Annotated in this window: 21 protein-coding genes and 1 pseudogene; 18 read left to right on the top strand and 4 right to left on the bottom strand. The window is 72.6% G+C overall.

Features of this window, described 5'->3' with window-relative positions; translation table 11 throughout:
• Positions 1–85: 85 nt before the first annotated feature.
• Positions 86–1222: an acyltransferase gene (locus tag PV364_RS21145; protein WP_319661692.1), complete on the top strand. Its 1137-nt coding sequence runs from the start codon at positions 86–88 to the stop codon at positions 1220–1222.
• A gap of 51 nt (positions 1223–1273) precedes the next feature.
• Here PV364_RS21145 and PV364_RS21140 read toward each other — a convergent pair whose 3' ends face one another.
• The gene (locus PV364_RS21140; RefSeq protein ID WP_319661691.1) at positions 1274–2626 is read right to left on the bottom strand and encodes a polysialyltransferase family glycosyltransferase; all 1353 of its coding nucleotides are present in this window, start codon (positions 2624–2626) and stop codon (positions 1274–1276) included.
• A gap of 384 nt (positions 2627–3010) precedes the next feature.
• Here PV364_RS21140 and PV364_RS21135 point away from each other — a divergent pair, with 384 nt between their 5' ends.
• The gene (locus PV364_RS21135; RefSeq protein ID WP_319661690.1) at positions 3011–5734 is read left to right on the top strand and encodes a glycosyltransferase family 4 protein; all 2724 of its coding nucleotides are present in this window, start codon (positions 3011–3013) and stop codon (positions 5732–5734) included.
• A gap of 80 nt (positions 5735–5814) precedes the next feature.
• Here PV364_RS21135 and PV364_RS21130 read toward each other — a convergent pair whose 3' ends face one another.
• The 3 genes from PV364_RS21130 to PV364_RS21120 form a co-directional block, all read right to left on the bottom strand.
• The gene (locus PV364_RS21130; protein ID WP_319661689.1) at positions 5815–7353 is read right to left on the bottom strand and encodes a serine/threonine-protein kinase; all 1539 of its coding nucleotides are present in this window, start codon (positions 7351–7353) and stop codon (positions 5815–5817) included.
• Positions 7353–7907: a hypothetical protein gene (locus PV364_RS21125; RefSeq protein WP_319661688.1), complete on the bottom strand. Its 555-nt coding sequence runs from the start codon at positions 7905–7907 to the stop codon at positions 7353–7355. Before PV364_RS21125 ends, PV364_RS21130 begins: the two co-directional genes overlap by 1 nt.
• A gap of 97 nt (positions 7908–8004) precedes the next feature.
• Complete coding sequence (locus PV364_RS21120; protein WP_319661687.1) at positions 8005–10026, bottom strand: N-6 DNA methylase; 2022 nt, start codon at positions 10024–10026, stop codon at positions 8005–8007.
• A gap of 369 nt (positions 10027–10395) precedes the next feature.
• Between PV364_RS21120 and PV364_RS21115 the strand changes: the two genes are divergently transcribed.
• From PV364_RS21115 to PV364_RS21040, 16 genes and pseudogenes are all read left to right on the top strand, one after another.
• Positions 10396–11136 carry a hypothetical protein gene (locus tag PV364_RS21115; protein WP_319661686.1) on the top strand — a complete coding sequence of 247 codons (741 nt, stop codon included), beginning with the start codon at positions 10396–10398 and terminating at the stop codon, positions 11134–11136.
• 149 nt (positions 11137–11285) lie between these two features.
• On the top strand, positions 11286–12419 hold the full coding sequence (locus PV364_RS21110) for a hypothetical protein (protein WP_319661685.1): 1134 nt from the start codon (positions 11286–11288) through the stop codon (positions 12417–12419).
• Between the two features lie 215 nt (positions 12420–12634).
• Complete coding sequence (locus PV364_RS21105; RefSeq protein WP_319661809.1) at positions 12635–13468, top strand: glycoside hydrolase domain-containing protein; 834 nt, start codon at positions 12635–12637, stop codon at positions 13466–13468.
• Between the two features lie 84 nt (positions 13469–13552).
• Positions 13553–14254 (top strand): annotated as a pseudogene (locus PV364_RS21100) (HNH endonuclease family protein); the annotation flags it as partial.
• Positions 14255–14257: 3 nt separating this feature from the next.
• Positions 14258–14455 (top strand): excalibur calcium-binding domain-containing protein, encoded by a 198-nt coding sequence (locus PV364_RS21095; protein ID WP_319661808.1) that lies wholly within the window; start codon positions 14258–14260, stop codon positions 14453–14455.
• A 116-nt stretch (positions 14456–14571) separates the two neighbouring features.
• A complete protein-coding gene (locus PV364_RS21090) occupies positions 14572–15213 on the top strand; it encodes a SurA N-terminal domain-containing protein (RefSeq protein ID WP_319661684.1) in 642 nt (213 codons plus the stop codon).
• Positions 15214–15242: 29 nt separating this feature from the next.
• A complete protein-coding gene (locus PV364_RS21085) occupies positions 15243–16220 on the top strand; it encodes a nucleoside triphosphate pyrophosphohydrolase (protein WP_319661683.1) in 978 nt (325 codons plus the stop codon).
• Between the two features lie 631 nt (positions 16221–16851).
• Positions 16852–17334, top strand: coding sequence for a DUF6479 family protein (locus PV364_RS21080; protein ID WP_319661682.1), 483 nt, complete (start codon positions 16852–16854; stop codon positions 17332–17334).
• A gap of 21 nt (positions 17335–17355) precedes the next feature.
• Positions 17356–18057, top strand: a complete 702-nt coding sequence (locus PV364_RS21075) for an endonuclease V (protein WP_319661680.1) — start codon at positions 17356–17358, stop codon at positions 18055–18057.
• Complete coding sequence (locus tag PV364_RS21070) at positions 18050–19300, top strand: cytochrome P450 (protein ID WP_319661678.1); 1251 nt, start codon at positions 18050–18052, stop codon at positions 19298–19300. Before PV364_RS21075 ends, PV364_RS21070 begins: the two co-directional genes overlap by 8 nt.
• Positions 19301–19416: 116 nt before the next feature.
• Positions 19417–20469 carry a transglycosylase family protein gene (locus PV364_RS21065; RefSeq protein ID WP_319661677.1) on the top strand — a complete coding sequence of 351 codons (1053 nt, stop codon included), beginning with the start codon at positions 19417–19419 and terminating at the stop codon, positions 20467–20469.
• A gap of 244 nt (positions 20470–20713) precedes the next feature.
• Positions 20714–21994, top strand: coding sequence for a phosphopyruvate hydratase (eno, locus tag PV364_RS21060; protein ID WP_319661676.1), 1281 nt, complete (start codon positions 20714–20716; stop codon positions 21992–21994).
• A 122-nt stretch (positions 21995–22116) separates the two neighbouring features.
• Complete coding sequence (locus tag PV364_RS21055; protein WP_319661675.1) at positions 22117–22632, top strand: septum formation initiator family protein; 516 nt, start codon at positions 22117–22119, stop codon at positions 22630–22632.
• Between the two features lie 17 nt (positions 22633–22649).
• Positions 22650–23195 (top strand): DUF501 domain-containing protein, encoded by a 546-nt coding sequence (locus tag PV364_RS21050; RefSeq protein WP_319661674.1) that lies wholly within the window; start codon positions 22650–22652, stop codon positions 23193–23195.
• Positions 23192–24133, top strand: coding sequence for a Ppx/GppA phosphatase family protein (locus PV364_RS21045; RefSeq protein WP_319661673.1), 942 nt, complete (start codon positions 23192–23194; stop codon positions 24131–24133). Before PV364_RS21050 ends, PV364_RS21045 begins: the two co-directional genes overlap by 4 nt.
• Positions 24134–24496: 363 nt before the next feature.
• Positions 24497–25870, top strand: a complete 1374-nt coding sequence (locus PV364_RS21040; RefSeq protein WP_319661672.1) for an NAD(P)/FAD-dependent oxidoreductase — start codon at positions 24497–24499, stop codon at positions 25868–25870.
• The last annotated feature ends 2 nt before the right edge of the window (positions 25871–25872 follow it).

Below are 25872 nucleotides of genomic sequence, written 5' to 3'. Positions count from 1 at the left end.
CGCGCGGGGAGAGAGCCGTGCCCCCGAACACATGTGACCCGGAGCCCGGGCCGGACGACGTCCGGTCCGGTAGGCCCGACAGGGAGTGAGCACGATCTCCGTGCAGCCGACCATCACCGCGACCGCCCCCGTCGGTGCGACCGAACCCCTCACCGCGGCGGAGACCGCTTCCGCCGCGGTGTCGCCGGCCAAGCCGGTACGTGAGCACCGGTACGACATCGACCTGTTGCGCGTCCTGTGCTCGATCGGCGTCATCGTCTGCCATGCGGCGGGTCAGTTCCTCAACGTCGTCGGCCGCCATCCGTCGGGGGGCGCGCCCGTCTACTGGGTCGCGCTCGTGGGCCACGCGCTCAGCCGCTGCGCCGTGCCGTTGTTCTTCGCCATGGCCGGGTGGGTGGTGCTGGCCGGGGCGCCGCCGCGCAGCGAGGCGCAGGTGCGGACCCGGCTGATCCGCATTCTGGTGCCCATGGGCGTGTGGACGGCCATCTACCTGCTGTGGGGCTGGGTGCAGGACACCAACCCCCACTCGACCAAGCGGCTGGCGTACGAGTCGCTCTTCGGCTCGGTCGCCCCCACCCTGCACCTGTGGTACCTGTACGCCTACGTCCCGGTGATCCTCGTGCTGTCGATGACGTCCCTGGTCAAGGACGGGAAGCGGCCCTGGGGACTGGCGGCGGTGTTCCTCACCCTCGCCCTGACGCCGGCCTTCCTCGACGACGCGGCGGGCGTGCTCAACGTGAACCTGCCCGAGTTCACCTGGGTGCCCCTGCCCTACCAGATCGCCTACGCGGCCGTCGGCGCCTTCCTGCTGGCACTGCCCGCCGCCGCCACCACGGGGCGGGGCCGGCGCATGCTGTGGCTGGGCGCCAGCCTGTGCGCATGGGCCGCGGTGGTCCTGTACGAGCACTTCGTGCGCAACCCGGCACCGTACGACGGCTTCATGATGCCGATCCTGGCCGGGACGCTGCTCATGGCGTTCAACCGGCTCACCGTTCCCAAGCGCTTGCGGCCGCTGCTCTCCAAGCTCGGCACCGCGGCCTTCGGCGCCTATCTGGTGCACCTGATCTTCCTGAAGGCACTGGCCCGTCACCTGGTCACTCCGGACGCCGGCTGGCTCGGCGCCCTGGGCCTGATGACGCTGCTGGTGGGGGCGACAGCCGTGCTGTCCTTCGCCGTCAGCATGCTGTGGACGCGGCTGCGCCTGTCCCGCTGGCTGGGCTGACCGGCCCGGCCGCCCGGCTGGGCCGACCGGGCCGACCGGCAGCCCGGCCGATCAGCGCCGGGCTGTCCGGAGGCCGCGCACCAGGCGCCGGACCGTGGGGTTGCGGCGCAGCGTGGCTGTGCGGGAGGGGTTCCCACCGGGCAGGTCCAGCCGCGTCAGCCGCTTCTGGCTGAAGTACTGCGGGTGCTCGGCGAGATGGGCGGTGAGCCAGGCCACCGATGCGTCCCGGAGGGCGGCGTAGGACTGCGGCTGCATGCAGTAGCCCACGGTCCTCACCAGGGGGGCCAGATCGCTCCCGACCCGCTCAGGGTCCTGGTGGAGCGGCGTGCCGACCCCGGCCGTGTCCCCTTCGAGGTCCGGCAGGACGGCATCGATGACCGTCAGCGGAACCCGGTTGCTGTTCTCGTACGGGGTGAGGCGCTTGAGCAGTTCCCCGGTGCCCACCCGGGCGACCGGGATGCCGTAGAAGGCGGACGCGGTCATCAGCGCGGTGGAGAAGCAGCCGACGACGAGTTCCGGACGGACGTACTGGTAGACGGTCTCGGCCAGCAGGGGCGTGTCGAGGATGGTGAGCCGCACTCCGAGTTCGGCCGCCGACTGCTCGAGCGACTGCGTGAACTGGGCGGGCGCGCTCGGGTGCGGCTTGAACAGCAGGTGCCGGTGGCCGGCGGCCACGGCGCCGCGCAGCATCCGCACGTGCAGCTCGTTCTCCTCCGCCACCGTGATCAGCTCCAGGGCGGACAGGTACTGGCCGAGCAGCACCGCCGTCGGCCGGTCGTCCGCCGGGACGAGCTCCTCCAGCAGGGACACCCCGTGTCCGCCGATGTCCTTCAGGACCTGCTGGAAGATGTCGCCGGGGATGACGACCGGGTCCACGCCGTACTCGGACAGCAGCAGGGGCCGCAGTCCGGGGACGAGGTCGAGGTGGAGCAGGCGCCGGAAGCGGCCGTGCAGGTCGGCGGGCATGCGGTTGCGCGTGGGGCCGTAGCTCATCAGGCCGTCGGCGTACACATGGATCGGGCTGTCGGCGAAGATGTCCGCGATCGCCCGGGACGGGTTGGCCTGGATGGACTCGCAGGCGATCTCCACCGGCCCGTCACCCAGGTCCCAGGCCAGGCGCAGCGCCCGCTCCCACACGGGGATCTCCTCGGGGAGAGGGGACCAGCCGGCCGGGTGGTGCGGGGCGATCATCTCGTTCCACGAGTGCACCGCGTCGAACTCGGGTCGCAGTTTCTCGAACCCGGGCATTCGATCGAGCGGGGTGGTCAGTTCGGGAATCGCCGAGGTGTTGCTCACCACCAGCACCCGTCGCCGTCCCTCCCGGGGGCCGAAAAGACCGGCCTTCACAGCGGCGGTTATGGTCGCGGCGGCGTACTGTGTCGCCGCGAAGAATATCTGGGTCATCTCGAAGGTTTCCTTTATGCCCGCGCATACCGCTGGTGTGCACGGTCGAACGGCCGGCTGCCTCGGGGCGGGTGGCAAGACCCGCAAGTATAGTCGCCCGCCGCTTCGTGAATCATGGCGAAAGGGTTGCCAAAAGGTTAACGAGGGGTTCGCCGATTACGGCCTTCCCGTCGAGGGGTCCGCCGGGCCCAAGTGAACGCCAGGGGAAGTCGGCACCAGGAACGGGTGAACTCTGGTCCCGGCTACTCGACGTGTCGCTATGGGATCCTTCATTATTCAGTCGGTGCGTCGAGGCACTTGGCTGTTCGATTTGTCCGCCTGTCGGCCGGAGGGGCGCGTGATGGCCGGGTCCGCAACCCGGTTCTGTCGCGCCAAGGGAATAAAATGCATATAGCGATATTTGTCGAGAACCGGAACGGGGTCGACCTGGCCGGCAAGATCATGCAAGCGGAAGGAGCCGGAGAACACACCTTCTCCGTGATCACCGCTGATCTGGAGGGGAACGTAGCCCGCTGGATCCGGGACGAGGCCGCGCTCCGTCTCGGCGGCATACCGGCCCGGAATCTCTTCAACGAGGGCGAGGCCCTCGACGACGGCGCGTTCTACGAGGAATTGAGCCTCCGGGTTGCCGCTTTCGTGGAGGAAAAGGGAGTCGACCGGGTCGTCCTCTTCAACGACCAGTCGCAGCGCGGCAAGCGGGTCACCCAGGCGCTCAACCCCCGGCTCCCCGTGATCCTGGTCCAGGACGGACACCTGGACTTCCACTACAAGGAGCAGCGGGCCGGCCAGCGCGACCAGAACTGGTACTACGGTTCGTCCGCCCCGGCAGCCATCTGCGTGTGGGGCCCGGCGACGTACAACCACATCAACTTCCGCTCGTCCCAGGTCTCGACGCAGGTCCACATCACCGGTGCGCTGGGGCACAGCGACGACGCCGCCCTGCTGCAGGCCGCGCGTTCCGGCATCCACCGGCCTCCGACGTCCGACGACTCCCGCCTCCGCTTCATCGTGCTGGACCAGCCGCTGGGCGACCAGCGCAAGCTCTCCGTGCGGGAGCACCGCCTGCACCTGAGGGAGATCTGCGAGGCCCTGGCGGCCTATGGCGACGTGGACGTCAAGCCGCACCCCTCCTCGCTGCCGCAGCACCTCAAGTGGCTCGGGACGCTGCCCGACGTCACGGTGCAGAGCGCGGAAGCCCTCCTGGACGCGGCGGCGCTGCAGTCCTACGACCTGGCGGTCACCTACTTCTCCACCACCTACCTGCAGACGCTGCGGGCCGGAGTGCCCCTCGTCCTGGTGAACCCGCTCCCGCTCAACATCGTCTTCCCGACCATCCACCACCCGCTGCTGCGCAGCGTGGGCTCCGCCGGGGAACTGACCGACGTCGTCAGCCGGCTCAAGAGCACCGGGAAGTTCCTGGCGAACACGCACGGAGAGCCGATCGAGCACTACCTCACCTTCAGTGAGGACGTCGCCGAGCAGATCCTGCGTGTGGTGGAGAACGCGGAGCTCCCCGCTCCCGTCTCCGCCGCGGCTTCCGGCGGGGAGGAGGCGTCGCGGGGCGAATCCGGCCAGGCGGCGCGACTGACGCTCGCCGAGCGGGCGTTCCTCGCCGTGCAGAAGCGGGCCGACCGCCCGAAGTCGCTGGCCGTGCTGGGTGCGGGCTTCTCGTACGTCACCGGCGTCGCGGTGCCGGTCCTCACGTACACCCAGTCGCTCCTGGCCGAGAGCCCGGTCGATGTGCGCTACTTCGACATCGCCGCCTTCACGCGCCCCGACGACCTGGCCGCCGCCCTGGGCGGAGCCGAGGTCATCATGGTGAACAGCCTCGCGCTGTTCTGGCGTTCGCCCATCGGCAACGCCACGGTCCAGGCGCTGATCGACTCCGGCCGCAACGTCGCGCTCTACGCGCACGAGACGGAGTACGTCTTCAACTGGGAGGCCAACCGCGTCCCGGAGCGCCACCAGGAGATGTTGAACCTCCTGCCCAAGCTCAAGGTCCTGTGCGTGTCCAAGGCCCAGGCCGACATGTTCCGGCAGCTCGGGGTCGTCGACCCGATCGTCGTGTACAACACGGTGCCCCGGGACAGCCACCGCAAGATCGCGAGCCGCACGCCGAGCGCCAGTCCTCGCATCGTCATGGTCGGAACGGTCCAGGACCGCAAGGGCGTCGACCTGTTCTCGCGCGTCGCGGAGCGGGCGCACAGCCTCGGACTGCCCTGGCGGTTCTCCTGGATCGGCTGGAAGACCCCGCGGGTGGGCGAGAAGTCGCTGCTCTCGGATCGCGTGGAGTGGATGGGAGCCCTGTCCCGGGACCGCGTCCGCGAGGAACTGGCCGCGTCCGACGTCTTCTTCCTGTCGAGCGTCGACGACCCGATGCCGCTGTCGGTCGTGGAGGCCGTGCAGCACAGGCTCCGCGTGGCCACCTTCGACCGGGTCGGGTCCCGGGAGGTCCTGCAGGGCGTCCCCGGGTACCGCTCGTTCGCCGAGTACACGCCCGAGGCGGCGCTCGAGGCCCTGCGCGAGGTGCTGGCGGACGAGGTGTCCGAGGCGGGGTACGCGGAGGTCGAGGAGCTCTTCGACATCCCGGCCTTCACCACCCGCATGACGACCGCGCTCGGTCTGCAGATGGGCGGATCGGCCGTGGGCACGGCGGGCGTGGGCACCGTCGCCGCGGAAGCCGGTGACTCCGCTGATTCCGAGGACTCCGGTGACTCCGACGACGGTACGGCGGAGGAGAGCCCGTTCGCGGCGGCGCTCGTGCAGCAGGTCCGCTTCCTGACCGAGGACTTCGTCGAGCACTTCAAGGCGGGACGCGACGAGGACGCGCTGCGGGTCGGCGCGGAGATACTCCGCCGCCGCCAGCCCGCCGACGTCGTGATCGGCATGGCGGAGATCCGTGCCCGCCGGGGCGAGAAGGCCGCGGCGCTGAGTCTGCTCGCCGCGCTCGCCTGCGTCGGGGGTACCCGTTCGTGGGCGTGGAGCGAGATCGCCCGGGTCGCCGGACTGCTCGGTCCCGAGGGCCGCGCCGTCCACCGCATGGCCCGGCGTGAGGCACTGCGCATCAAGCTCGCGAACCGCGCGGCGCGAAGCGGCGTACGGCGGTGATCCCCGGGCCTCCCCGCCCGCTCCGGGCGGGGAGGCCCAGGGCCCGGCAGGCGTCCTTCGTGGCCGCCTTCCGGGTCGTCCTAGCGGCCCATCCGGCCGAGCCACGCCAGTGTCCGCCGCAGTTCCACCGAGAGCGGATGGTGCGGGCCGTGCACGCGGTCGGAGTCGTACAGCAGCCGTGACAGCACGTCGTGCGCGCCGATCCGGTCGCCGACCGACAGCAGCAGCTGGCCGATGCGCCGCCGCACCTCCAGCGGCAGTTCCGGGTCGGTCGCGCGGTACTGCTCGAAGGACGGCAGCAGCGCGCGGTACTCGGCCAGGGCCGCCGCGGCCTCGCCGAGCTGTTCCAGGCACTGCGCGGCCTCGTAGCGGTACTGCAGCGACTGCCGCCCCAAGGGTCCGGATTCCGCGGCGAGTTCCTCCGCCAGGCGGCGCAGCTCCGGCAGCGCGCGGCGGTACTGGCCGTCCTCCATGAGCGTGGCCGCGTACTGCTTGCGCAGCATGCGCACCACGGGGGAGTGCTCGCCGTGCTTCTCGGCCGCGGCGGGCAGCACACCGCCCAGGATGTCGACGGCCTGGGTGATACGGCCCGCGTCCAGCAGCCGTTTGACCTCGTCCACGGCCTCGGCGATGCCGCGCGCGCCCGCGGCCGGTGCCGCGGCGGGCGCGGGCGGCACCGCGGAGGGCTGCGGCGGTGCGGCCGGCCGGTCCGGCCAGGGGGCGTGCGGGCGCAGGAAGGGGCGGGTGGGGTCCATCGGGCCGGGGGCGTGGTGGACGGTGCCGGGCACCGGCAGCAGCGGTGCCAGCTGGCGGTAGGTCTCCTGCGCGTCCGCGGGCCGGTGCTGGGGGTCCTTGGCCAGCAGCCGCAGCACCAGTGCCTCCAGCGGCTCGGGCACCTCCGGGCGCACCTGGCGCAGCGGGACCGGCTGCTCGTACAGATGGCGGTGCAGCACGCCGAGGGCCGTGGAGCCGGCGAACGGCACGTTGCCGCTGAGGAGTTCGTGCAGCAGCACCCCGAGCGCGTACAGGTCCGTCCGCGGTCCCACGGCGCCGCTCATGGCCTGTTCCGGAGCCATGTAGGCGGGGGTGCCGATGGGCGTGCCGGTGTGGGTCAGGCGCGTGGTGTCGCTGTCCAGCACGGAGGCCACGCCCAGGTCCAGGACGACGATCGAGCCGTCCGGGCGCACCATCACGTTGCGCGGCTTGAGGTCGCGGTGGACGATCGGCACCGCGTGCACGGCGGAGAGCACCGCGCACAACTGCGCGGCGACCGCGACCGCCCACGGCCAGGGGTACGGGTCGTGCTCGGCGAGGTGGTCGGCGAGGTCGGCGCCCTCCACGTACTGCATGACGAAGTAGAGCTCGTCGGTGTCGCTGCCGGCGTCGTGGACGGTGACCAGACCGGGGTGGTCGACCTGGGCGGTGACCCGGCACTCGCGCAGGAACCGGCGGCGCAGTTCCTCGGCGTCGGCCGCGCCGGCGACCTTGTCGGGGCGCAGCAGTTTCACCGCTACCCGCCGGTCCAGCCGGCGGTCGTACGCGGTCCACACCTGGCCCATGCCGCCCTGGCCGAGGACCGTGGCCAGCTCGTAACGGCCGGCGACGATCCGTCCGTTCACTACTGGTCCTCCTGCTTGCGCAGCAGGTCACTGAGCTCGTCCAGCTCCGCGCGCACCTGGTTCAGGCGCGGGGGGTGCGGCGGCGCGGCCGGCGGTTGCGACGGGGACGCGGGCCGGGCCGGCGGGGGAGCGGGGACGGAGTTGTAGGGGTTGTAGGCGGGCTGCGGCTGCTGCGGGGGGTAGGGGACCGTCGTCGCGTACGGCGGGTACCCGGTCAGCGCCTGCTTGCGGTGCAGGGCCATGTCGGCGACGAGGTAGTGGACGCCGACCAGCGGGACCATGGATATGACGGTGATCAGCGCCACGTCCGTCCAGCCGCTCGACTCCGGCAGCACGCCGATGGTGGCGAACGCCGCGATGGTCACGGCCGTACCGACCCAGAACAGCACCCAGTCCAGTGTCCTGCGGCGCTGCACCGCGAGGTGGAGCAACGGCAGGCAGGACAGGAAACCGCAGCTGAGCGCCGTCAGCACCAGGAAAATGGCACGCAACGCCACTGCGGAGCCCCCGGACTGCGCGGACGGGGGCGGCGGGACCGGGCCGGGGCCGTTCATCACTGCTCCTGGACTCCTGGGCATGCGTACGGGACAGCTGCGGGTGGCATCGCGAGCGTATCGGCAGGGGCCGACAGACGTTCACCCGATCCCGTAACTATTCGGGCCGCACGGTGCCGTCCGTCAAGCCGTCGTACAGACCCTGCACCAGTTGCTCGCCCAACTGCCCGGCCAGGCGCAGCGTCTCCTCGAAGAGGGCCAGCGTCCGGAACCGCTCCCCGTAGCGCCGCTGGTCGGCGGGCGGCAGCCGGGGGATCTGCAGCCGGCGCACGTCGAGCCGGGTGGCGGTGGACGCATAGCTGCTGGCCTGGCGGTTGTTGGCGGTGCCGCGCAGGAAGCCGGCGAGGAACCACGGGTCCAGCGAGGCCGGGTCGGGACGCAGCAGGTGCAGGTTGCGGCCGAGAGCCGCGCCCGCGGTGGCGCCGTCGACGACCCGCGCGGCCGCGCCGCGGCCCAGGACCGGGACGACCACGTCGCCCTCCTCGACGAGCACCGGCTCGTCCTCCCGCGGGCCCTCGGGCAGGGCGCCGGTCGGACCGGTGCCGGCCAGGACGTCGTGCTCGGTGAGCACGGCCGGGCCCCCGCCGGGGCGGGCGCTGCCCTGGCCGCCCGCCCGCAGTACCAGGGCGCCGGCCCGGGCCAGTTCGCCGACGGTGGTCAGCGGCCACCGGGCGGGCGGGGCGGACCGGGCAGGCCCGGGGGCGAGTTCGGAGGTGCGGCGCAGGGTGTCCGTCAGCCGGTCCCGCACATCGGTGAGTTCGGAGGGGCCACCGCCGGCCGCAGGGGGCGGGAGGTGACGCGCGGGCGCCAGGTCGACATCGTCGTCGAGGAGGTCGATGACGGGCAGGACGCGGCTGACGCCGGGCCGGTCGGCGTCCGGGCCGGCCGCTCCGTGGCGGTCGAAGGCGGTCCACGCGTCCAGCACGGTGGCGCGCACCGTCTGCCAGGGCAGCTTCTCGCCGCCCGCCGCGGCCCCGCCCTGCGCCTGCGCGGCATCGACCAGCAGCAGGTGCGGCGACGGGGGAGCGCCGCCCTCCGGCCTGCGCAGCACCCACAGGTGCAGCGGGATGCCGTACGGGGGCGCGGCGCCCGCCGGCAGCGCGATCACGGCGCGCAGGGTGCCGCGCCGCAGCAGGTCGGCACGGACCCGGCGGCCGGACCGGCGGGACGCGGCGGCCGGCGGCATCAGCAGCACCACGGTGCCGCCGTCGCGGACCCGGGCCAGGCAGTGCTGCACCCAGGCGAGTTCGGACTCGGTGCGGGCCGGGAAGCCGTACTCCCAGCGGGGGTCGTAGGCCAGATCCTCGTGGCCCCAGTTGCGCTCGTTGAAGGGCGGGTGGCACAGCACGGCGTCGGCGGCCAGGTCCGGGAAGGCGTCCTCGCGGAGGCTGTCGCCCGCGGCCACCCGCACCTCGGCGGCGGTGTCGGTGTGCAGGGTCAGCCGGAGCGCGGCGAGGGCGGCGAGGTCGGGGTCGGCCTCCTGCCCGTTCAGCGCGTGGGGTGCCTGCACGGCGCGCAGCAGGGTGCCGGTGCCGCAGGCGGGGTCCAGCACGCTGCGGGCGGGCCCGGCGAGCGCGGCCATCAGCTCGGCGGGGGCGGCCGGGGTGAGGGTGTACTGCCGCGGGTTGGCGTCCAGGTGGCGGCCGAGCAGGAACTCGTAGGCCTGGCGCGGGCCCAGTTCGCCGGCGAGGTCGGCGGCGCCGCGCAGCAGGGCCGGGTCCACGGGTGTCCCGAGCGGGAATCGGCCGCCGAAGCGGTGCTCCAGGAGTTCGCGTGCCGCGTGGGTGAGCGCGTCCGGGTCGGGATGCCGCCAGTCGCCGGGGTGTTCGCGTACGAGCAGCAGCACGGCGCCGGCCTGCCGCAGGGCGGTCGCGGTACCCGCGGGGTGGGCCTCGGCGCGCTGCCAGACGCGTTCACGCAGCGGGACCTCGGCCAGTTTGCCCTGGTCCCGCAGCCACCGTTCGACCTCGCCGAGGTCGAACGCCGGGCTGGTGTCGGTGCCGCCCACCGGCTTGGGGAAGTCGGCGTGCCGGCGGCGCCAGTTGCTCACGGCCGCGCGTCCCACACCGGCCAGCCGGGCGATGCCGGCGGCGGTCACTTCTGCTGCGTTCTCCGGCACCTGGCTGGCTCCCCTCCCACATGGGCCTCTGCTGTGGCCCGAGCATACCGGTGAACGTGTGTTTCGCCCCTTCACGTCGTGAATCGCTGTGAATCGAGAATCCGTGTTGACTCGGTTCACAGGTCATGCTGTGATTGACCCATCGGTTCACGGAGAGCTCCGTCACCGTGCACTCCGCTGTCCGCAGCGGCCGGGGGCGCACCGCACCCCCGGACCCCATCTCCGCGCACGACGCCGTCGGCGGCACCGCCGGCGCGACCCTCACGGCCGAGGAGGCCTCCTTCACCACCGGCGGCCGCGGCGACCGGAAGAACCGGCAGAAGAAGACGGGCCGAGCACGCCCGCGCGACCCACCAAGGGGAGACCCACATGACCACCCTCCGCGCTGCCCTCACCGCGGTCGGCTGCTCCGCCGCCGCCCTGACCATCGCCGCCTGCGGCCCCCTCGGCAGCGGCAAGGCCGAGCCCGCGTCGACCGCGCTGGCCGACCAGCCCGCCTCCGTGATCGGGACCAAGTCCCTGGCCGCCATGAAGTCGGCCTCCACGATGACCGTCGACCTCGACGGCATCACCGACGGCAAGCCGATGAAGTACCACATGGCCATGAGCGACACCGGTGACTGCCAGGGCAACCTCACCATGGAGGGCGGCAACGTCCGCATGGTGAAGTCCGGCCCCTCCCTCTACATGAAGGGGGACGACGCCTTCTGGTCGTCCCAGGGGGCCGACGGCAAGGCCGCCCAGGAAGTCATCGGCAAGCGGTGGATGAAGACGAAGGCCTCCGGGCCGGACTCCAAGGAGTTCCTGCAGGCCTGCGACCTGAAGGCGTTCCTCGCCGAACTCGACAAGGAGGAGGGCGGCGACGACGGCGGCACCAAGGGCGAGCCCGTCACCGTCGACGGCACCCCCGCGCTGCCGATCACCGGCAAGGACGGTGCCGAGACGATCACCGCCTACATCGCCACCCAGGGCAAGCCGTACATGCTCAAGGTCGTGACCAAGGGCGGCAAGGAGCCCGGCACCCTGCACTTCACCGACTTCGACAAGCCGGTCGACATCAAGGCGCCCGCCGCCAAGGACGTCGTCGACATCGACAAGCTCGGCGGCTGACGGCCCGTCCCGCGACGCCGTGACCCGTCCCGCCGTCCCGCCGTCCCGCGCGGCAACCCGAGCGGGAGAATCACGTGCCGCGGCGGAGGCCAGGACGCCGGACGCCCTGACAGAGGCCCCGCCCCCTTCGAACTGTTCACGGAAGGCTCATGAATCCCTTTGTAGCGACGGCCGGTGCCGGCGTACTTGCCTACGCCGCCGTCACCGTTCCCCGCAACGCGATGAAGGCACGTGCCAAGCGGGCGGAGGCGAAGGCCAAGGCGCCTTTGACCATCGACCCGGGGAAGTACGGGCTGGTGCCGGCGGCGCAGCTGGACACGGGGCGGGCCGCGCCGGACCCGGAGGCGGACGCCGTGGTGGCGGCCGCACTGGCGGGGGACTGGCGCCGCGCCGCCGGGTATCTGGCGGGCGCGGGGCGCGACTGGGACCTGCGCTGGTACCGGCTGGGGCACATCGTGGACGCGGCCGCGGAGGACGACGCGTGGCTGCGCGCCTGGCGCGCGGAGCGCCCGGGCGACCCGGACGCGGCGCTCGTGCACGCCGACTCCCTTGTCGCGCTGGCGGGGAAGGCTCGCGGGGCGAAGCGCGCCACGTACACGACCAGTGAACAGTTCCAGGGCTTCCACCGGCTCTTGGCGGAGGCACTGCCGGCCTGCCGTGAGGCGGCGCGGCTGGCGGCACCCGAGGACCCGACCCCGTGGGTCGCCCAGATCACCATCGCTTTGGGCCTGGGCTGGTCGCACGAGGAGTTCCGGTTGCTGTGGACGCAGATCGTCCTGCGCGACCCGCACCACTTCGGCGCCCACGTCGCCGCCCTGCAGTACTGGTGCGCGAAATGGCGCGGTTCGGCCCAGTCGATGTTCGGCTTCGCGGAGCAGGCGGCGGCCTCGGCGCCCCGGGGCAGCCTGCTGCCCGCCCTGCGGCTGTACGCGATCTTCGAGCACGACCATCACGAACCGGGCTCCGCGGTCTACCGCGAGCCGTTCGTGGCCGCCGCCGTGGACGCCACGCTCGACGCGGTGGCGCAGGCTCCCCCCGGTCACCACAGGCTGCCGACCGCCCGGCACCTCCTCGCGGAGGCGCTGTTCCGGACGGAGCGCCACGCCGAGGCGGTCGAGCAGTTCACGGCGATCGGTGGCTGCATCGGCAGCGTCCCCTGGAGCTACTTCGGCGACCCCGTCAAGGAGTTCGTCCACGCCCGCACCAACACGTTCGTCGCATGGGAGCGAGCGGGCCGCCCGGTGCCGTCGCGGCATGGCCGGGCGTCCGTGCCCGGGAACTGAAGGGCGGGCTGCAGGGCCCTGTTTGAGGGAGTCTTGTGACGGACGTGGCACACACTTGCCCGATCTCGGGGGAGCGGGCGGATAAGGTGCCAGGCGCCCCGCACGCGGAGGCCCGCTCAGCCGCGTCACGACGGATCGGAGCGCGCGGCCCGTGGGGGCTCTCAGCGGCTTTGGCGGCACATTTCGTGCCTCGCATGTCAACGAATGGGGTGGGGATGTCCGGTCACCGGATGTCGAAGAAGCGTCGCTACATCGCCTGGGCGGTCGCGGGGGTCGCCGTGCTGGCGGGTGCCGGCGTCGCGGCGGAGGCCTCGGTGGCGACCACCGTGTCCCGGCCCGCGCCGAAGGTGTACACGGGGCGGGCGTTCGACACGTGCACCGCGCCGTCGGCGTCGGCGATGAAGGCGTGGAAGGCCTCGAACTTCTACGGCGCGGCGGCCGTCTACGTGGGCGGCAAGAACCGCGGTTGCGCCCAGCCGAACCTGACCGCTTCGTGGGTCAGGACCGTGAGCGCGGCCGGCTGGAAGCTGATCCCGCTGTACGTCGGCGCGCAGCCGCCGTGCCAGACGAGCCGCAACCCGGAGAAGCTGACCGCCGGCACGGCCGCATCCCTCGGCGCCGCGGACGGCGCGGACGCGGTGGCCAAGGCGGCGGCGCTCGGGATGAAGGCCGGCAGCACGCTGTACCTGGACATGGAGTCGTACGACACCACCAACACCGCGTGCAACACCGCGGTCCTCACCTACATCCGGGCCTGGGACAAGGCCGTCCACGCCAAGAACGACTGGGCCGGCTTCTACGGATTCAAGAGCAGCAGCGCCGCCGCCGTCGCCCAGGCCAAGGACCGTACCGACCTGCCCGACGCGCTCTGGTACGCGCTGTGGGACCAGAACAAGACGACGACCGCCGACTGGCCGTTCTCCACAGCCCTGTGGACCGGGCACCGCCGCGGCCACCAGTACATGGTCAACAGCAAGGAGACCCGGGGCGGTTACACCCTCACCGTGGACCGCGACTACTGGGACGCCCCGGTCGCCGTCACCGGCTGACGGGGCGGGGGCGGCGGCCCCGGCGCACTCGCCGGCCGGAAGGCCCCCTGCCGGTTGCCGCCCCCCACCCCCTACAGTGCCAAGGTGGTCACTACCAGGGCGGGTTCAAGGACGGGAACGGCAGCGGCGCTGCTCGCGGTGCTCCTCGGCGTCGCGGGGTGCACGGGCGAGGGCCTCGGAGGGCAGGGCAGCGACGCGGCGGCGCCGGCGGGTTCGGCGCTCAAGGCGGTCGGTGACCTGACGGTCAAGGGCCGTGCGCCCAAGACCGGTTACGCACGCGACCAGTTCGGCAGTTCCTGGGTGGACACCGACCACAACGGCTGCGACACGCGCGACGACATACTGCAGCGCGACCTGACCGACGAGTCCTTCCGGTCCGACGACGGCGGCGACTGCATCGTCACCTCCGGCAAGCTCGACGACCCGTACACCGGCAAGGGGATCAGCTTCACCCGCGGCCGCAGCACCATCGACATCGACCACGTCGTGGCGCTCAGCGACGCGTGGCAGAAGGGCGCCAAGTACTGGGACCGCGACAAGCGGATACAGGTCGCCAACGACCCGCTGAACCTCCTCGCCGTCGACGGCCCCGCCAACCGCGGCAAGGGCGACGGCGACGCCGCGACCTGGCTGCCCCCCAACAAGGCGTTCCGCTGCCCCTACGTCGCCCGCCAGGTGGCGGTGAAGAAGAAGTACGGCCTGTGGGTCACCGCGGCCGAGAAGGACGCCATGACCGAGGTCCTGCGCACCTGCCCGGACGAGCGGCTGCCCGGTTCCGGCAAGCCGGACGTGCCCGGCGCGGCGCCCTCCGGCAAGGACGACCAGGGCGACGGCAAGGGCGGCGACGACAAGCCCGGCTCCGGCGCCACCTCGTACCCGAACTGCGCCGCCGTCCGGAAGGCGGGCGCCGCCCCGCTCCACCGCGGCGACCCCGGCTACTCGCGTGATCTGGACCGGGACGGGGACGGAGTGGCCTGCGACACCTGACCGGCCCCGGCATCGTTTGTGCAGAGTGCTGGATATTGCGGGTCCCCGCTCAATATCCTCGATCACTGCATCTGCCAGATCGTGCACCGTCGCCCGATCCCTTGCCGGGAGGCAAAATGCTCCGCCGCAGGACTGCGCTCTCCGCCCTCGCCACCGCCGCCGTGCTCGTCGCCGCGCCACTCCTGACCTCCTGCGGAACACCGCACGCCGGTGCCGCGGCCGTCGTCGGCGGGCGGCAGATCACCGTGAACACGGTGCAGGCGAGGGTCGCGGCGGTGCGTGCCGCCCAGGAGAAGTCGCCGCAGGCCGACCAGCTCATCGAGGCCAGCAGCGACCTCCAGCGCAACACCGTGCACAGCCTCGTCCAGGCCCGGGTCATCGAGCGCGCCGCCAAGGACGCCGGTGTCTCCGTCACCCCGCGCGAGGTGCAGCAGGCCCGCCGCGCCGCCGAGACGCAGGCCGGCGGCAAGCAGCAGCTGGAGGCGCAGGTCCTGCAGACGTACGCGATGATCCCCGCCGACATCGACGAGAGCATCCGCACCGACCTGCTCATGCAGAAGGTCGCCGCCCACTACGGCGCGAACGTGCAGACCCCGGACGGCCAGGCCGCCCTGCTCACGGTCCTGCGCCGCACTGCCGGCCGCCTCGACATCGACGTGAACCCTCGCTACGGCACGTGGAACGCGCAGAAGCTCACCCTCGACACCAACAAGGACCCGTGGCTGACCGAGGTGAGCGCCGCCAAGGCGGATGCCTAGCCGTCACCCGGGCGAGGTAGTTTCGTCGGGTGGACCACTTGGATGACTCCGCCCGCCCGGGCCGCCTGGTACTGCTGACCACCACCCACCGCGTCGCCCCCGGCCTGCTGTCCTGGCCGGCGTGGGAGCTGCTGCGCGGTGCCGACCGGGTCGTCTGCCCCGACCCCGGGCACCCGCAGCTGCCCTACCTGCGCGAGGCCGGCGTCGCCGTGGAGCACTCCGCGCCCACCGGCCGCGACCTGGTCGACCTCACCGGGGGCGGGCGCACGGTGGTCTACCTCACCGGCGGCGAGGGCGACGCCGCCGTCACCGACGAACTGGCCCGGCTCGGCGGCTCGGGCCGGGTGAGCATGCCCGACCTGGAGCTGCTGCCCGGTTCCTACGACCTGCCCGGCGCCCGGCTGCTCGACCTGGTCCAGGTGATGGACCGGATCCGCCGTGAGTGTCCCTGGAGCAGCGTGCAGACCAGCCAGGAACTGGTGAAGTACGGCATCGAGGAGATCTACGAGCTCGTCGAGGCGGCCGAGGAGGGCGACCGGGACGCACTGCGCGAGGAACTCGGCGACGTGCTGCTCCAGGTGGTCTTCCACGCGCGGATCGCACAGGACGACCCGGAGGAGCCGTTCTCCATCGACGACGTCGCCGCGACGATCGTCGACAAGCTCGTCCACCGACACCCGCACGTCTTCGGTGACGAGACGGCCGAGACGCCGGAAGAGGTCCAGGCGCACTGGCTGCGGATGAAGGAGCAGGAGAAGCAGCGCACGTCGGTCACGGAGGGCGTCCCGCTCGGCCAGCCCGCCCTGGCGCTGGCGGCCAAGCTGGGCGCTCGCGCGGACCGGGCGGGCCTCGACGTGCCGGTTCCGGACGCGGACGCGGCGGACACGGGGGAGCGGCTGCTGGCGTTGGCGCTGGCGGCGCAGGCGGCGGGGATCGATCCGGAGTCGGCGCTGCGGGCCGCTGCGCGGCGCTACCGGGATGCGATTGTGGAGGCCGAGACCCGCTGATTCCGGTCCGGGTGGGCTTTTTCCCCGCCCGCCCTCCCCCAGCCCGGCGCGGTAAGTGCGGGCCCTGCGCTGCGTGCGTCGGGGGTCGGTGCCACGCCGGGGGTGCGCCCCGTTTGCCCCCTGCGGGGGCACCCAGCCACATCCCCTCCCGGGTCGCCTCCCTCTGCCCCGGCCGCCTGCCGCGCGAGCGCTGGCCCCGCGGACCGCACCGGTGGGGGGTGTGGGGGCGGTCCGGGTGACCCCGATCGCCTCACTCTTGCCCCCGCGGACCGCGCTGCGCCAGCGGGCGGCCCCAGGCACGGTGCCGCTTCTACCCCCCACCGGGGATCAGGCGCGATACGAAACGGAGGGGGCGGGGGAGTTGGGGGCACCCCCGGCCGGAGGCTGGGGGAGGGTGGGTGTTCTGGACTGTGGAGCATATGTGGGTGCACAACCCGGGGTGATCAACGGCAGGTGCCTGAGGCACCTAAATGTGCTGTCCAGAATGGCCGGCCCCGGAGGCCCCGCACCCGGCCCCCACGAAACGCGCGCCGGGGTGACTGACCGCGCCGGGCTGGGGGCACCCCCGGCCGAAGGTTGGGGGAGGGCGGGTGGGAGGGATGACTCGGGGCGAATGGGGTAAATGGGTGACATGCGAGCACTTGAGCAGATCCAGCTGGCCGTGCCGCACGACTACCTCGTCGGCATCGCCCCGCTGGTCGTGGGCATCTTCCTCGTCGGGTTGCTGATAGGCGCCGTGTCGATCGGCCTGTACGCCCGGTCCAAGGAGCCGCCGCCCGAGCAGCGGCCACAGCCCCGCGGCGGGGCGTGGCACACGCGGCAGGAGTACGGCCGCGAGACCCCGGCCGACCACGGCCCCGGTCACCAGGACGGGGAGCGGCACCGCCTGACCGAGTGGCGTGACTACGACGAGTGGCCGCAGGACGGCATCCGTCACCTCCCGCACTCCCTCAAGGGCTTCGGCAACTGGGGTTCCCACGGGGTCGCCACCCCGCCGGAGGGCGTGCCCGTGCCCAAGGCCCACGCCGCGGGCCGGAACCGGACACCCGGGCCGGAGCGCGGTAGGGGCCCCGCCAACGGCGACGGCAGGGACCAGCGGGGCGGACAGACCTGACCCCGCCGTAGTCTCGCGGCCATGCGCATCGACGTCCCCCACGCATGGCCGCGCGACGAGGCCGGGGCCCTGGCCCTGCAGGACCGGCTCCGGCCGCTGGCCGACCACCGCGGGCCCGGCCCGCAGCGGCCGCGGTACGTGGCGGGGCTGGACGTCGCGTACGGCGGGGGTCACGGCGCCGCGGAGGACATCGTGGCGGCCGCCGTCGTCGTGCTCGACGCGGCCACGCTCGCCCCGGTCGACCGGGCCACCGCGACGGCCCGGGCGGGTTTCCCGTACGTCCCGGGGCTCTTCGCCTTCCGGGAGCTCCCCGTGCTGATCGAGGCGCTGCGGGGCCTGACCGTCACGCCGGACCTGCTGCTCTGCGACGGTCAGGGGCTCGCCCACCCGCGCCGCTTCGGCCTGGCCTGCCACCTGGGGGTGGTCACCGGGCTGCCGGCCGTGGGCGTGGCGAAGACCCCGTTCACCGGCACGTACGACCCGGAGGCGCTCGGCGAGGAGCGCGGGGCGTCGGTGCCGCTGGTCGACGCGGGCGAGACGGTGGGGCGGGTGCTGCGCACGCGGAGCGGGGTGCGGCCGGTGTACGTGTCGACCGGCCACGGCATCGACCTGGACACCGCGTGTCGCCACGTCCTGGCCCTGTCCCCCTCCTACCGGCTGCCGGAGACGACCCGGCTGGCCGACCGGCTCAGCCGCGAGCGGCTAACGTCATGGGGTGCATGACAGCGTGACCCCCGAGCCCCCCGAGCTGTTCACCTGGCAGTTCGCCACCGATCCCTATCCCGCGTACGCCTGGCTGCGCGAGCACTCACCGGTGCACCGCACCACGCTCCCCAGCGGTGTGGACGCGTGGCTGGTGACCCGGTACGCGGACGCGCGGCAGGCGCTGGCCGACGGACGGCTCAGCAAGAACCCCGTCCACCACTCCGAACGGGCCCATGCGAAGGGGAAGGTGGGCATCCCGGGCGAGCGGAGCGCCGACCTGATGACGCACCTGCTCAACATCGACCCGCCGGACCACACCCGGCTGCGCCGGCTGGTCTCCAAGGCCTTCACCCCGCGCCGCGTCGCCGAGTTCGCCCCGCGGGTGCAGGAGCTGACCGACCGGCTCATCGACGGCTTCGCCGCGAAGGGGGAGGCCGATCTCATCCATGAGTTCGCCTTCCCGCTGCCCATCTACGCGATCTGCGACCTGCTCGGCGTCCCCGCCGAGGACCAGGACGACTTCCGGGACTGGGCCGGGATGATGATCCGGCACGGCGGCGGCCCGCGCGGCGGGGTCGCCCGGTCGGTGAAGAAAATGCGCGCATATCTGCTGGAGCTGATCCACCGCAAGCGCGCGGACCTCGGCGACGACCTGATCTCCGGTCTGATCAGGGCGAGTGACCACGGCGAGCACCTCACCGAGAACGAGGCCGCCGCGATGGCGTTCATCCTGCTCTTCGCGGGGTTCGAGACCACCGTCAACCTCATCGGCAACGGCATGTACACGCTGCTGCGCAACCCCGGCCCGCGGCGCCGGCTCCAGGACGCGCTCGCCCAGGGCGAGGACGGACTGCTCGGCACGGCCGTCGAGGAACTCCTGCGCTACGACGGGCCGGTGGAGCTGGCGACCTGGCGGTTCGCGACGGAGCGGCTCACCGTCGGCGGCCAGGAGATCGCGACCGGGGACCCCGTGCTGGTGGTGCTGGCGGCCGCAGACCGCGACCCCGCGCGCTTCAACGAGCCGGACACCCTGGACCTTTCCCGCCGGGACAACCAGCACCTCGGCTACGGTCACGGCATCCACTACTGCCTGGGTGCGCCACTGGCCCGGCTGGAGGCGCGGTCCGCGCTCGCGACGCTGCTGACCCGGCTGCCCGACCTGCGGCTCGCGGCTGATCCGGCCGAGCTGCGCTGGCGCGGTGGGCTCATCATGAGAGGTTTGCGGACCTTGCCCGTCTCCTTCACACCGGAACGTGACTGACTGGGCGTCATAGCGTGATCTTCACGTGATCCGCGAGACATCGACTTGTGATGCATGGGCCAAGGCCACTACGGTCAGGCGCCATCGCGATATTCGAACCTGAAAGGCGATGGCGCATGCTGAAGTCCGGGAACGGCCGACACCGCAAGCCGCGTCAGGCCCCGACCGCCATGGTCGCGGTCGCGGCGACCGGGGCGGGCCTCACGCTCCCCCTCTTCGCGGCGAGCGGCGCGAGCGCCGCGGACGCCGGCGCCAGTTGGAACGCCGTCGCCTCCTGCGAGAGCGGCGGGCTGTGGAGCTCCAACACGGGCAACGGGTTCTACGGCGGCCTGCAGATCACCGAGGAGACCTGGCGGCAGTACGGCGGCACGGCCTACGCCGAGCGCCCCGACCTCGCCAGCCGCAATGAGCAGATAACCGTCGCGGAGAAGATCCTCGGCGTGCTCGGCCCCGACGCGTGGTCCGGCTGTGCCGACCAGGCCGGGCTGGGCGAGGTGCTGCAGGACCTCCTCGGCGGCGACTCCCACGACGACCAGGGCACCGGTACCGGCAACGGCACCGGTACGGACTCCGGCACCGGCACCGGCACGGACAACGACGACAAGGGCGCCACCAGCGGCTCCGCCGACGGCACCGGCACGGACTCCGGGACCGGCACCGACTCCGGCACGGACGCGTCCGCCGGGTCCTCGGACAGCGGCGACGACTCCACCGCCGTCCCGGACGCTGCCGCCACCGCCGACCCGGAGGTCTCCACCGGCACCTCCGTCAAGCTCCCGGGCAAGCACCGCAAGCCCGAGGCCGGCAGCACGTCCCAGGCGCCCGGCGGCACGACGGACGCCGGCAGCGGCACGCGCGGCCGGACCGCGACGCCTCCGCAGGTCGTCGAGGGCGACGCCGCCTGGGGCAGCATCGCCCGCGGCACCACCCGCAGCGCGGACGACCGCTCGGACCGCGGCACGGACCGCGGCGCGACGGAGGGCACCGCCACCAAGACCACCAGCGGCAACCGCTACGTGGTGCAGGAGGGCGACTCGCTGTGCGGGATCGCCATGGAGCAGGGCCTGCCGGGCGGGTGGCGCGGACTGTACGCGGCCAACAAGGACGTCATCGGCGAGGACCCGGACCAGATCGTGGCCGGCGAGACCCTGGAGCTCGGCCGCCGCTGACCCGGTGCCGTCCGCCGCGGGCGCCCTGCCGGGCGCCCGCGCGGCAGCTCGGGCGCGCCCCGTCGCGGCCCGCGCGCGGTGCGCCGCGCCGTGCCGGTCGGCGGGCGTCCTTCCCCGATCGTTCTTCTCGGTGCCCCCTTCCGTTCCCGGTCCGGTGCGGACTTCCCCGGAGCGTGCCCGGACGGGGCTTTTCGGGTCGGTTAGGCTCATGCCCGAAACGAAGAGACATCAGAAGGAGACTCACGTGCCGTCGATCGACGTCGTCGTAGCCCGGGAAATCCTCGACTCGCGAGGCAACCCCACCGTGGAGGTCGAGGTCGGCCTCGACGACGGCAGCACGGGCCGTGCCGCCGTGCCCTCCGGAGCGTCCACCGGAGCGTTCGAGGCCCTTGAGCTCCGTGACGGTGACAAGAGCCGTTACCTGGGCAAGGGCGTGGAGAAGGCCGTGCTCGCCGTCATCGAGCAGATCGGCCCGGAGCTGGTCGGCTACGACGCCACCGAGCAGCGGCTGATCGACCAGGCGATGTTCGACCTGGACGCGACCCCGGACAAGTCCTCCCTCGGCGCGAACGCCATCCTGGGTGTCTCGCTGGCCGTCGCCCACGCCGCGTCCGAGGCCTCCGACCTCCCGCTCTTCCGCTACCTCGGCGGCCCGAACGCCCACGTGCTGCCGGTCCCGATGATGAACATCCTGAACGGCGGCTCGCACGCCGACTCCAACGTGGACATCCAGGAGTTCATGATCGCGCCCGTGGGCGCGGAGTCCTTCTCCGAGGCTCTGCGCTGGGGCGCCGAGGTGTACCACACCCTCAAGGGGGTCCTGAAGGAGCGCGGCCTGTCCACCGGCCTCGGCGACGAGGGCGGCTTCGCCCCCAACCTGCCCAGCAACCGCGACGCCCTCGACCTGATCGTCGAGGCCATCAAGAAGGCCGGCTACCAGCCGGGCCAGGACATCGCGCTGGCACTCGACGTGGCCGCCTCCGAGTTCTACAAGGACGGCAGCTACTCCTTCGAGGGCAAGTCCCTCTCGGCGGCCGAGATGACCGCGTACTACGCCGAGCTGGTGGCGGCGTACCCGCTGGTCTCCATCGAGGACCCGCTGAACGAGGAGGACTGGGACGGCTGGAAGACCATCACCGAGCAGCTCGGTGACAAGGTCCAGCTCGTCGGCGACGACCTGTTCGTCACCAACCCCGAGCGCCTGCAGCGCGGCATCGACAACGGCACCGCCAACGCCCTGCTGGTCAAGGTCAACCAGATCGGCTCGCTGACCGAGACCCTGGACGCCGTCGAGCTGGCGCAGCGCAACGGCTACAAGTGCATGATGTCGCACCGGTCCGGCGAGACCGAGGACGTCACCATCGCCGACCTCGCCGTCGCCACCAACTGCGGCCAGATCAAGACCGGCGCCCCCGCCCGCAGCGAGCGCGTCGCGAAGTACAACCAGCTCCTGCGCATCGAGGAGATCCTCGACGACGCGGCCGTGTACGCCGGCCGCTCGGCGTTCCCGCGCTTCAAGGGCTGACGCACGCCCTGCTGCCGCCCGCCGCACCCGCGGCGGGCGGCAGCGGTTCACGGTCACCGGAACACCGGTCCACCGGTCCCCCCGGGGCAACGACGAACGCGAACCCCCCACCGGAGGTGCACGTGCCGGATCGCTTCTCCACCGCGACGCGCATCCGTGCCCTCGGGGCACAGGCGCAGGCCCGGGTCTACCGCGCCACCGGCCGCCCGCGGCGGCCCTCGCTGCCCCGCGGCCGCAACCGGCTGACCGGGCGTGCCGCGCTGCTCGCCCTCGTCGTGTGCGCGCTGGTGGTCGCCCTCGCCTACCCCACGCGCCAGTACGTGGCGCAGCGCTCGCAGATCGCCGACCAGCGCAAGCAGGCCGACCAGGCCCGCCGACGGGTCGAGGAGCTGCGCGAGGAGAAGGCCCGCTGGCAGGACCCCGAGTACGTCAAGGCGCAGGCCCGGGCCCGGCTCCACTACGTCCTGCCCGGCGAGACGGCGTATACGGTGGTCAGGCCCACCGGGGCCGCCGCCCGGGGCGACGAGGCCGCCGGCCCGCACCGCGGCGACGGCGACAACGCCGCCCGCCGCCCCTGGTACGCCAACCTGTGGGACGGTGTCGACCACGCCGACGCCGCCGCCCCCGCACACCGCTGAAAGAGACGCACCCAGGCATGGAAACGCCCCCGCCGCCCACCGAGCACGCCCCGCCGACGGAGCGCGATGTCGCCGCCATCGGGGCGCAGTTGGGCCGCGTCCCGCGCGGTCTGCGGGCCGTCGCGCACCGCTGCCCCTGCGGCAACCCGGACGTCGTCGAGACGGCGCCGCGACTGGAGGACGGCACGCCGTTCCCGACGCTGTACTACCTGACCTGCCCGCGAGCCGCGTCCGCGATCGGCACCCTGGAGGCCGAGGGGGTCATGAAGGACATGACCGCACGGCTGGCCGAGGACGAGGAACTCGCCGCCGGCTATCGCGCCGCGCACGAGGACTACATCGCCCGCCGCGACGCGATCGAGGTGCTGCAGGGCTTCCCCAGCGCGGGCGGCATGCCCGACCGGGTCAAGTGCCTGCACGTGCTGGTCGGCCACTCCCTCGCGGCCGGCCCCGGGGTCAACCCGCTCGGCGACGAGGCGATCGCGCTGCTGCCGGAATGGTGGCGCAAGGGACCGTGCGTCGACCCCGACGGCGGCACCGGCGCCGAGGGGGGCGACCAGTGACCCGTGTCGCCGCCGTCGACTGCGGCACCAACTCGATCCGCCTGCTGGTCGCCGACGCGGACCCAGCGACCGGCGCCATCAAGGACCTGGACCGCCGGATGACCATCGTCCGGCTCGGCCAGGGCGTGGACCGCACCGGCCGGCTGGCCCCCGAGGCGCTGGAGCGCACCTTCGCGGCCTGCCGCGAGTACGCGGCGGTCATCGGCGAACTGGGCGCCGACGCGATCCGTTTCGTGGCCACCTCCGCCTCCCGCGACGCCTCCAACCGTGAGGACTTCGTGCGCGGCGTGGTGGACATCCTCGGCGTCGAGCCCGAGGTGATCAGCGGTGACCAGGAGGCCGAGTTCTCCTTCACCGGGGCCACCCGGGAGCTGGTGGGCCGCGCCGACCTGGCGCGCCCCTTCCTCGTCACCGACATCGGCGGCGGCTCGACGGAGTTCGTCGTCGGCGACACCGCCGTCACCGCCGCCCGCTCGGTCGACGTCGGCTGCGTGCGGATGACGGAACGGCACCTGGTGCGCGACGGCGTCGTGACCGACCCCCCGACCCCCGGGGCGATCGCCGCCATGACGCGGGACATCGACGCCGCGCTGGACCTGGCGGAGGCCACCGTGTCGCTGCGCGAGGCGCGCACGCTCGTCGGGCTCGCCGGTTCCGTGACCTCCGTCGCCGCGATCGCACTGGGCCTCGCGGAGTACGACCCGGTGGCGATCCACCACGCCCGCATCCCGGTGGAGCAGGTCCGCGCGGTCACCGAGCGGCTGCTGGCCGCCACGCACGCCGAGCGCGCGGCGATCCCGGTGCTGCATCCGGGGCGGGTCGACGTGATCGGTGCGGGGGCGCTCGTGCTGCTGCGGATCATGGAGCGGACGGGTGCCCGGGAGGTCGTGGTGAGCGAGCACGACATCCTCGACGGCATCGCCTGGAGCATCGCCTGAGCAGCACGCTTGTCAGGTGAGCGGGCCTTCGCGGTGGGCCCGACACGCCTGCCGCAGAAGGTTCGTGAATTTCTTCACATGAAAGTTCCCGCCGGACGGCCCAACTGCCCCGCGCAAGGGCCCCCGGAACCCCCAAGAGCCCTTGCCGGGCCCGTGTTTCGTCCATATTGCGGGAGCGTTGTCGAGGCCCCCCGGATGCCGATCGTCGCTGGTGGGACGGGTACTCAACGCCTGCGGCCGGCAACGGGTTCCCCCCGGCGGCTGTGGTCCTGATCACGAAGCGGCGCAGTGTAGCAGAGGGCCCGGGAAACCTTGTGAAGGGGCTCACGAGGTACCCCCCGGGACGTGGTGAATACTCGAAGCATGAGCACCACGGAGCGTCCCAGGATCCTCGTAGTAGGCGGTGGGTACGTCGGCCTGTACGCGGCCCGGCGCATCCTCAAGAAGATGCGCTATGCGGAGGCGACCGTCACGGTCGTCGACCCGCGTTCGTACATGACGTACCAGCCCTTCCTGCCGGAGGCCGCGGCCGGCAGCATCTCCCCCCGCCATGTCGTGGTGCCGCTGCGCCGCGTACTGCCCCAGGCGGAGGTTCTGACCGGCCGGGTCACCACCATCGACCAGGACCGCAAGGTCGCCGTCGTCGAGCCGCTCGTGGGCGAGTCCTACGAACTGCCCTTCGACTACCTGGTCGTCGCGCTCGGCGCCGTCTCCCGCACCTTCCCGATCCCCGGCCTGGCCGAGAACGGCATCGGCATGAAGGGCGTCGAGGAGGCCATCGGCCTGCGCAACCACGTGCTGGAGCAGCTCGACAAGGCCGCCTCCACGACGGACGAGGACGTCCGCCGCAAGGCCCTCACCTTCGTCTTCGTCGGCGGCGGCTTCGCCGGTGCCGAGACCATCGGCGAGGTCGAGGACATGGCCCGCGACGCGGCCAAGTACTACGCGAACGTCAAGCGCGAGGACATGCGCTTCATCCTGGTCGACGCCGCCGACAAGATCCTCCCCGAGGTCGGTCCTGAGCTCGGCACCTGGGGCCTGGAGCACCTGCGCGAGCGCGGCATCGAGGTCTACCTCGGCACGTCGATGAAGTCCTGTGTCGACAAGCACGTGGTGCTCGCCAACGGCCTGGAGGTCGACGCCTCCACCATCGTGTGGACCGCCGGCGTCAAGCCCAACCCGGTGCTGGCCAAGTACGGCCTGCCGCTGGGCCCGCGCGGCCACGTCGACACCGCCCCGACCCTCCAGGTCCAGGGCACCGACTACATCTGGTCCGCCGGCGACAACGCCCAGGTCCCCGACCTGGCCTCCGGCCCCGGCGCCTGGTGCCCGCCCAACGCCCAGCACGCGCTGCGCCAGGCCAAGGTCCTCGGCGACAACGTGGTCTCCGGTATGCGGGGCTTCCCGCAGAAGGAGTACAAGCACGCCAACAAGGGCGCCGTCGCCGGCCTCGGCCTGCACAAGGGTGTCGCCCTGGTCCGCTTCGGCAAGATGAAGCTGAAGTTCAAGGGCCGCCTGGCCTGGTACATGCACCGTGGGTACCACGGCATGGCGGTGCCGACGTTCAACCGCAAGATCCGGGTCCTCGCGGACTGGACGCTGGCGGTCTTCCTCAAGCGCGAGGTCGTCTCGCTCGGCGCCATCGAGAACCCCCGCGAGGAGTTCTACGAGGCCGCCAAGCCGCTGCCGGCCCCCGTGGCCCCGGCCGAGGCGTCCCCGGCCAAGGCCAAGGCCTAGCC

It is taken from the genome of Streptomyces sp. MI02-7b (assembly GCF_033793585.1).
Taxonomy (GTDB): domain Bacteria; phylum Actinomycetota; class Actinomycetes; order Streptomycetales; family Streptomycetaceae; genus Actinacidiphila.
The sequence above is the reverse complement of the archived record's forward strand: the minus strand, read 5'-3'. Positions and strand labels throughout refer to the sequence as shown.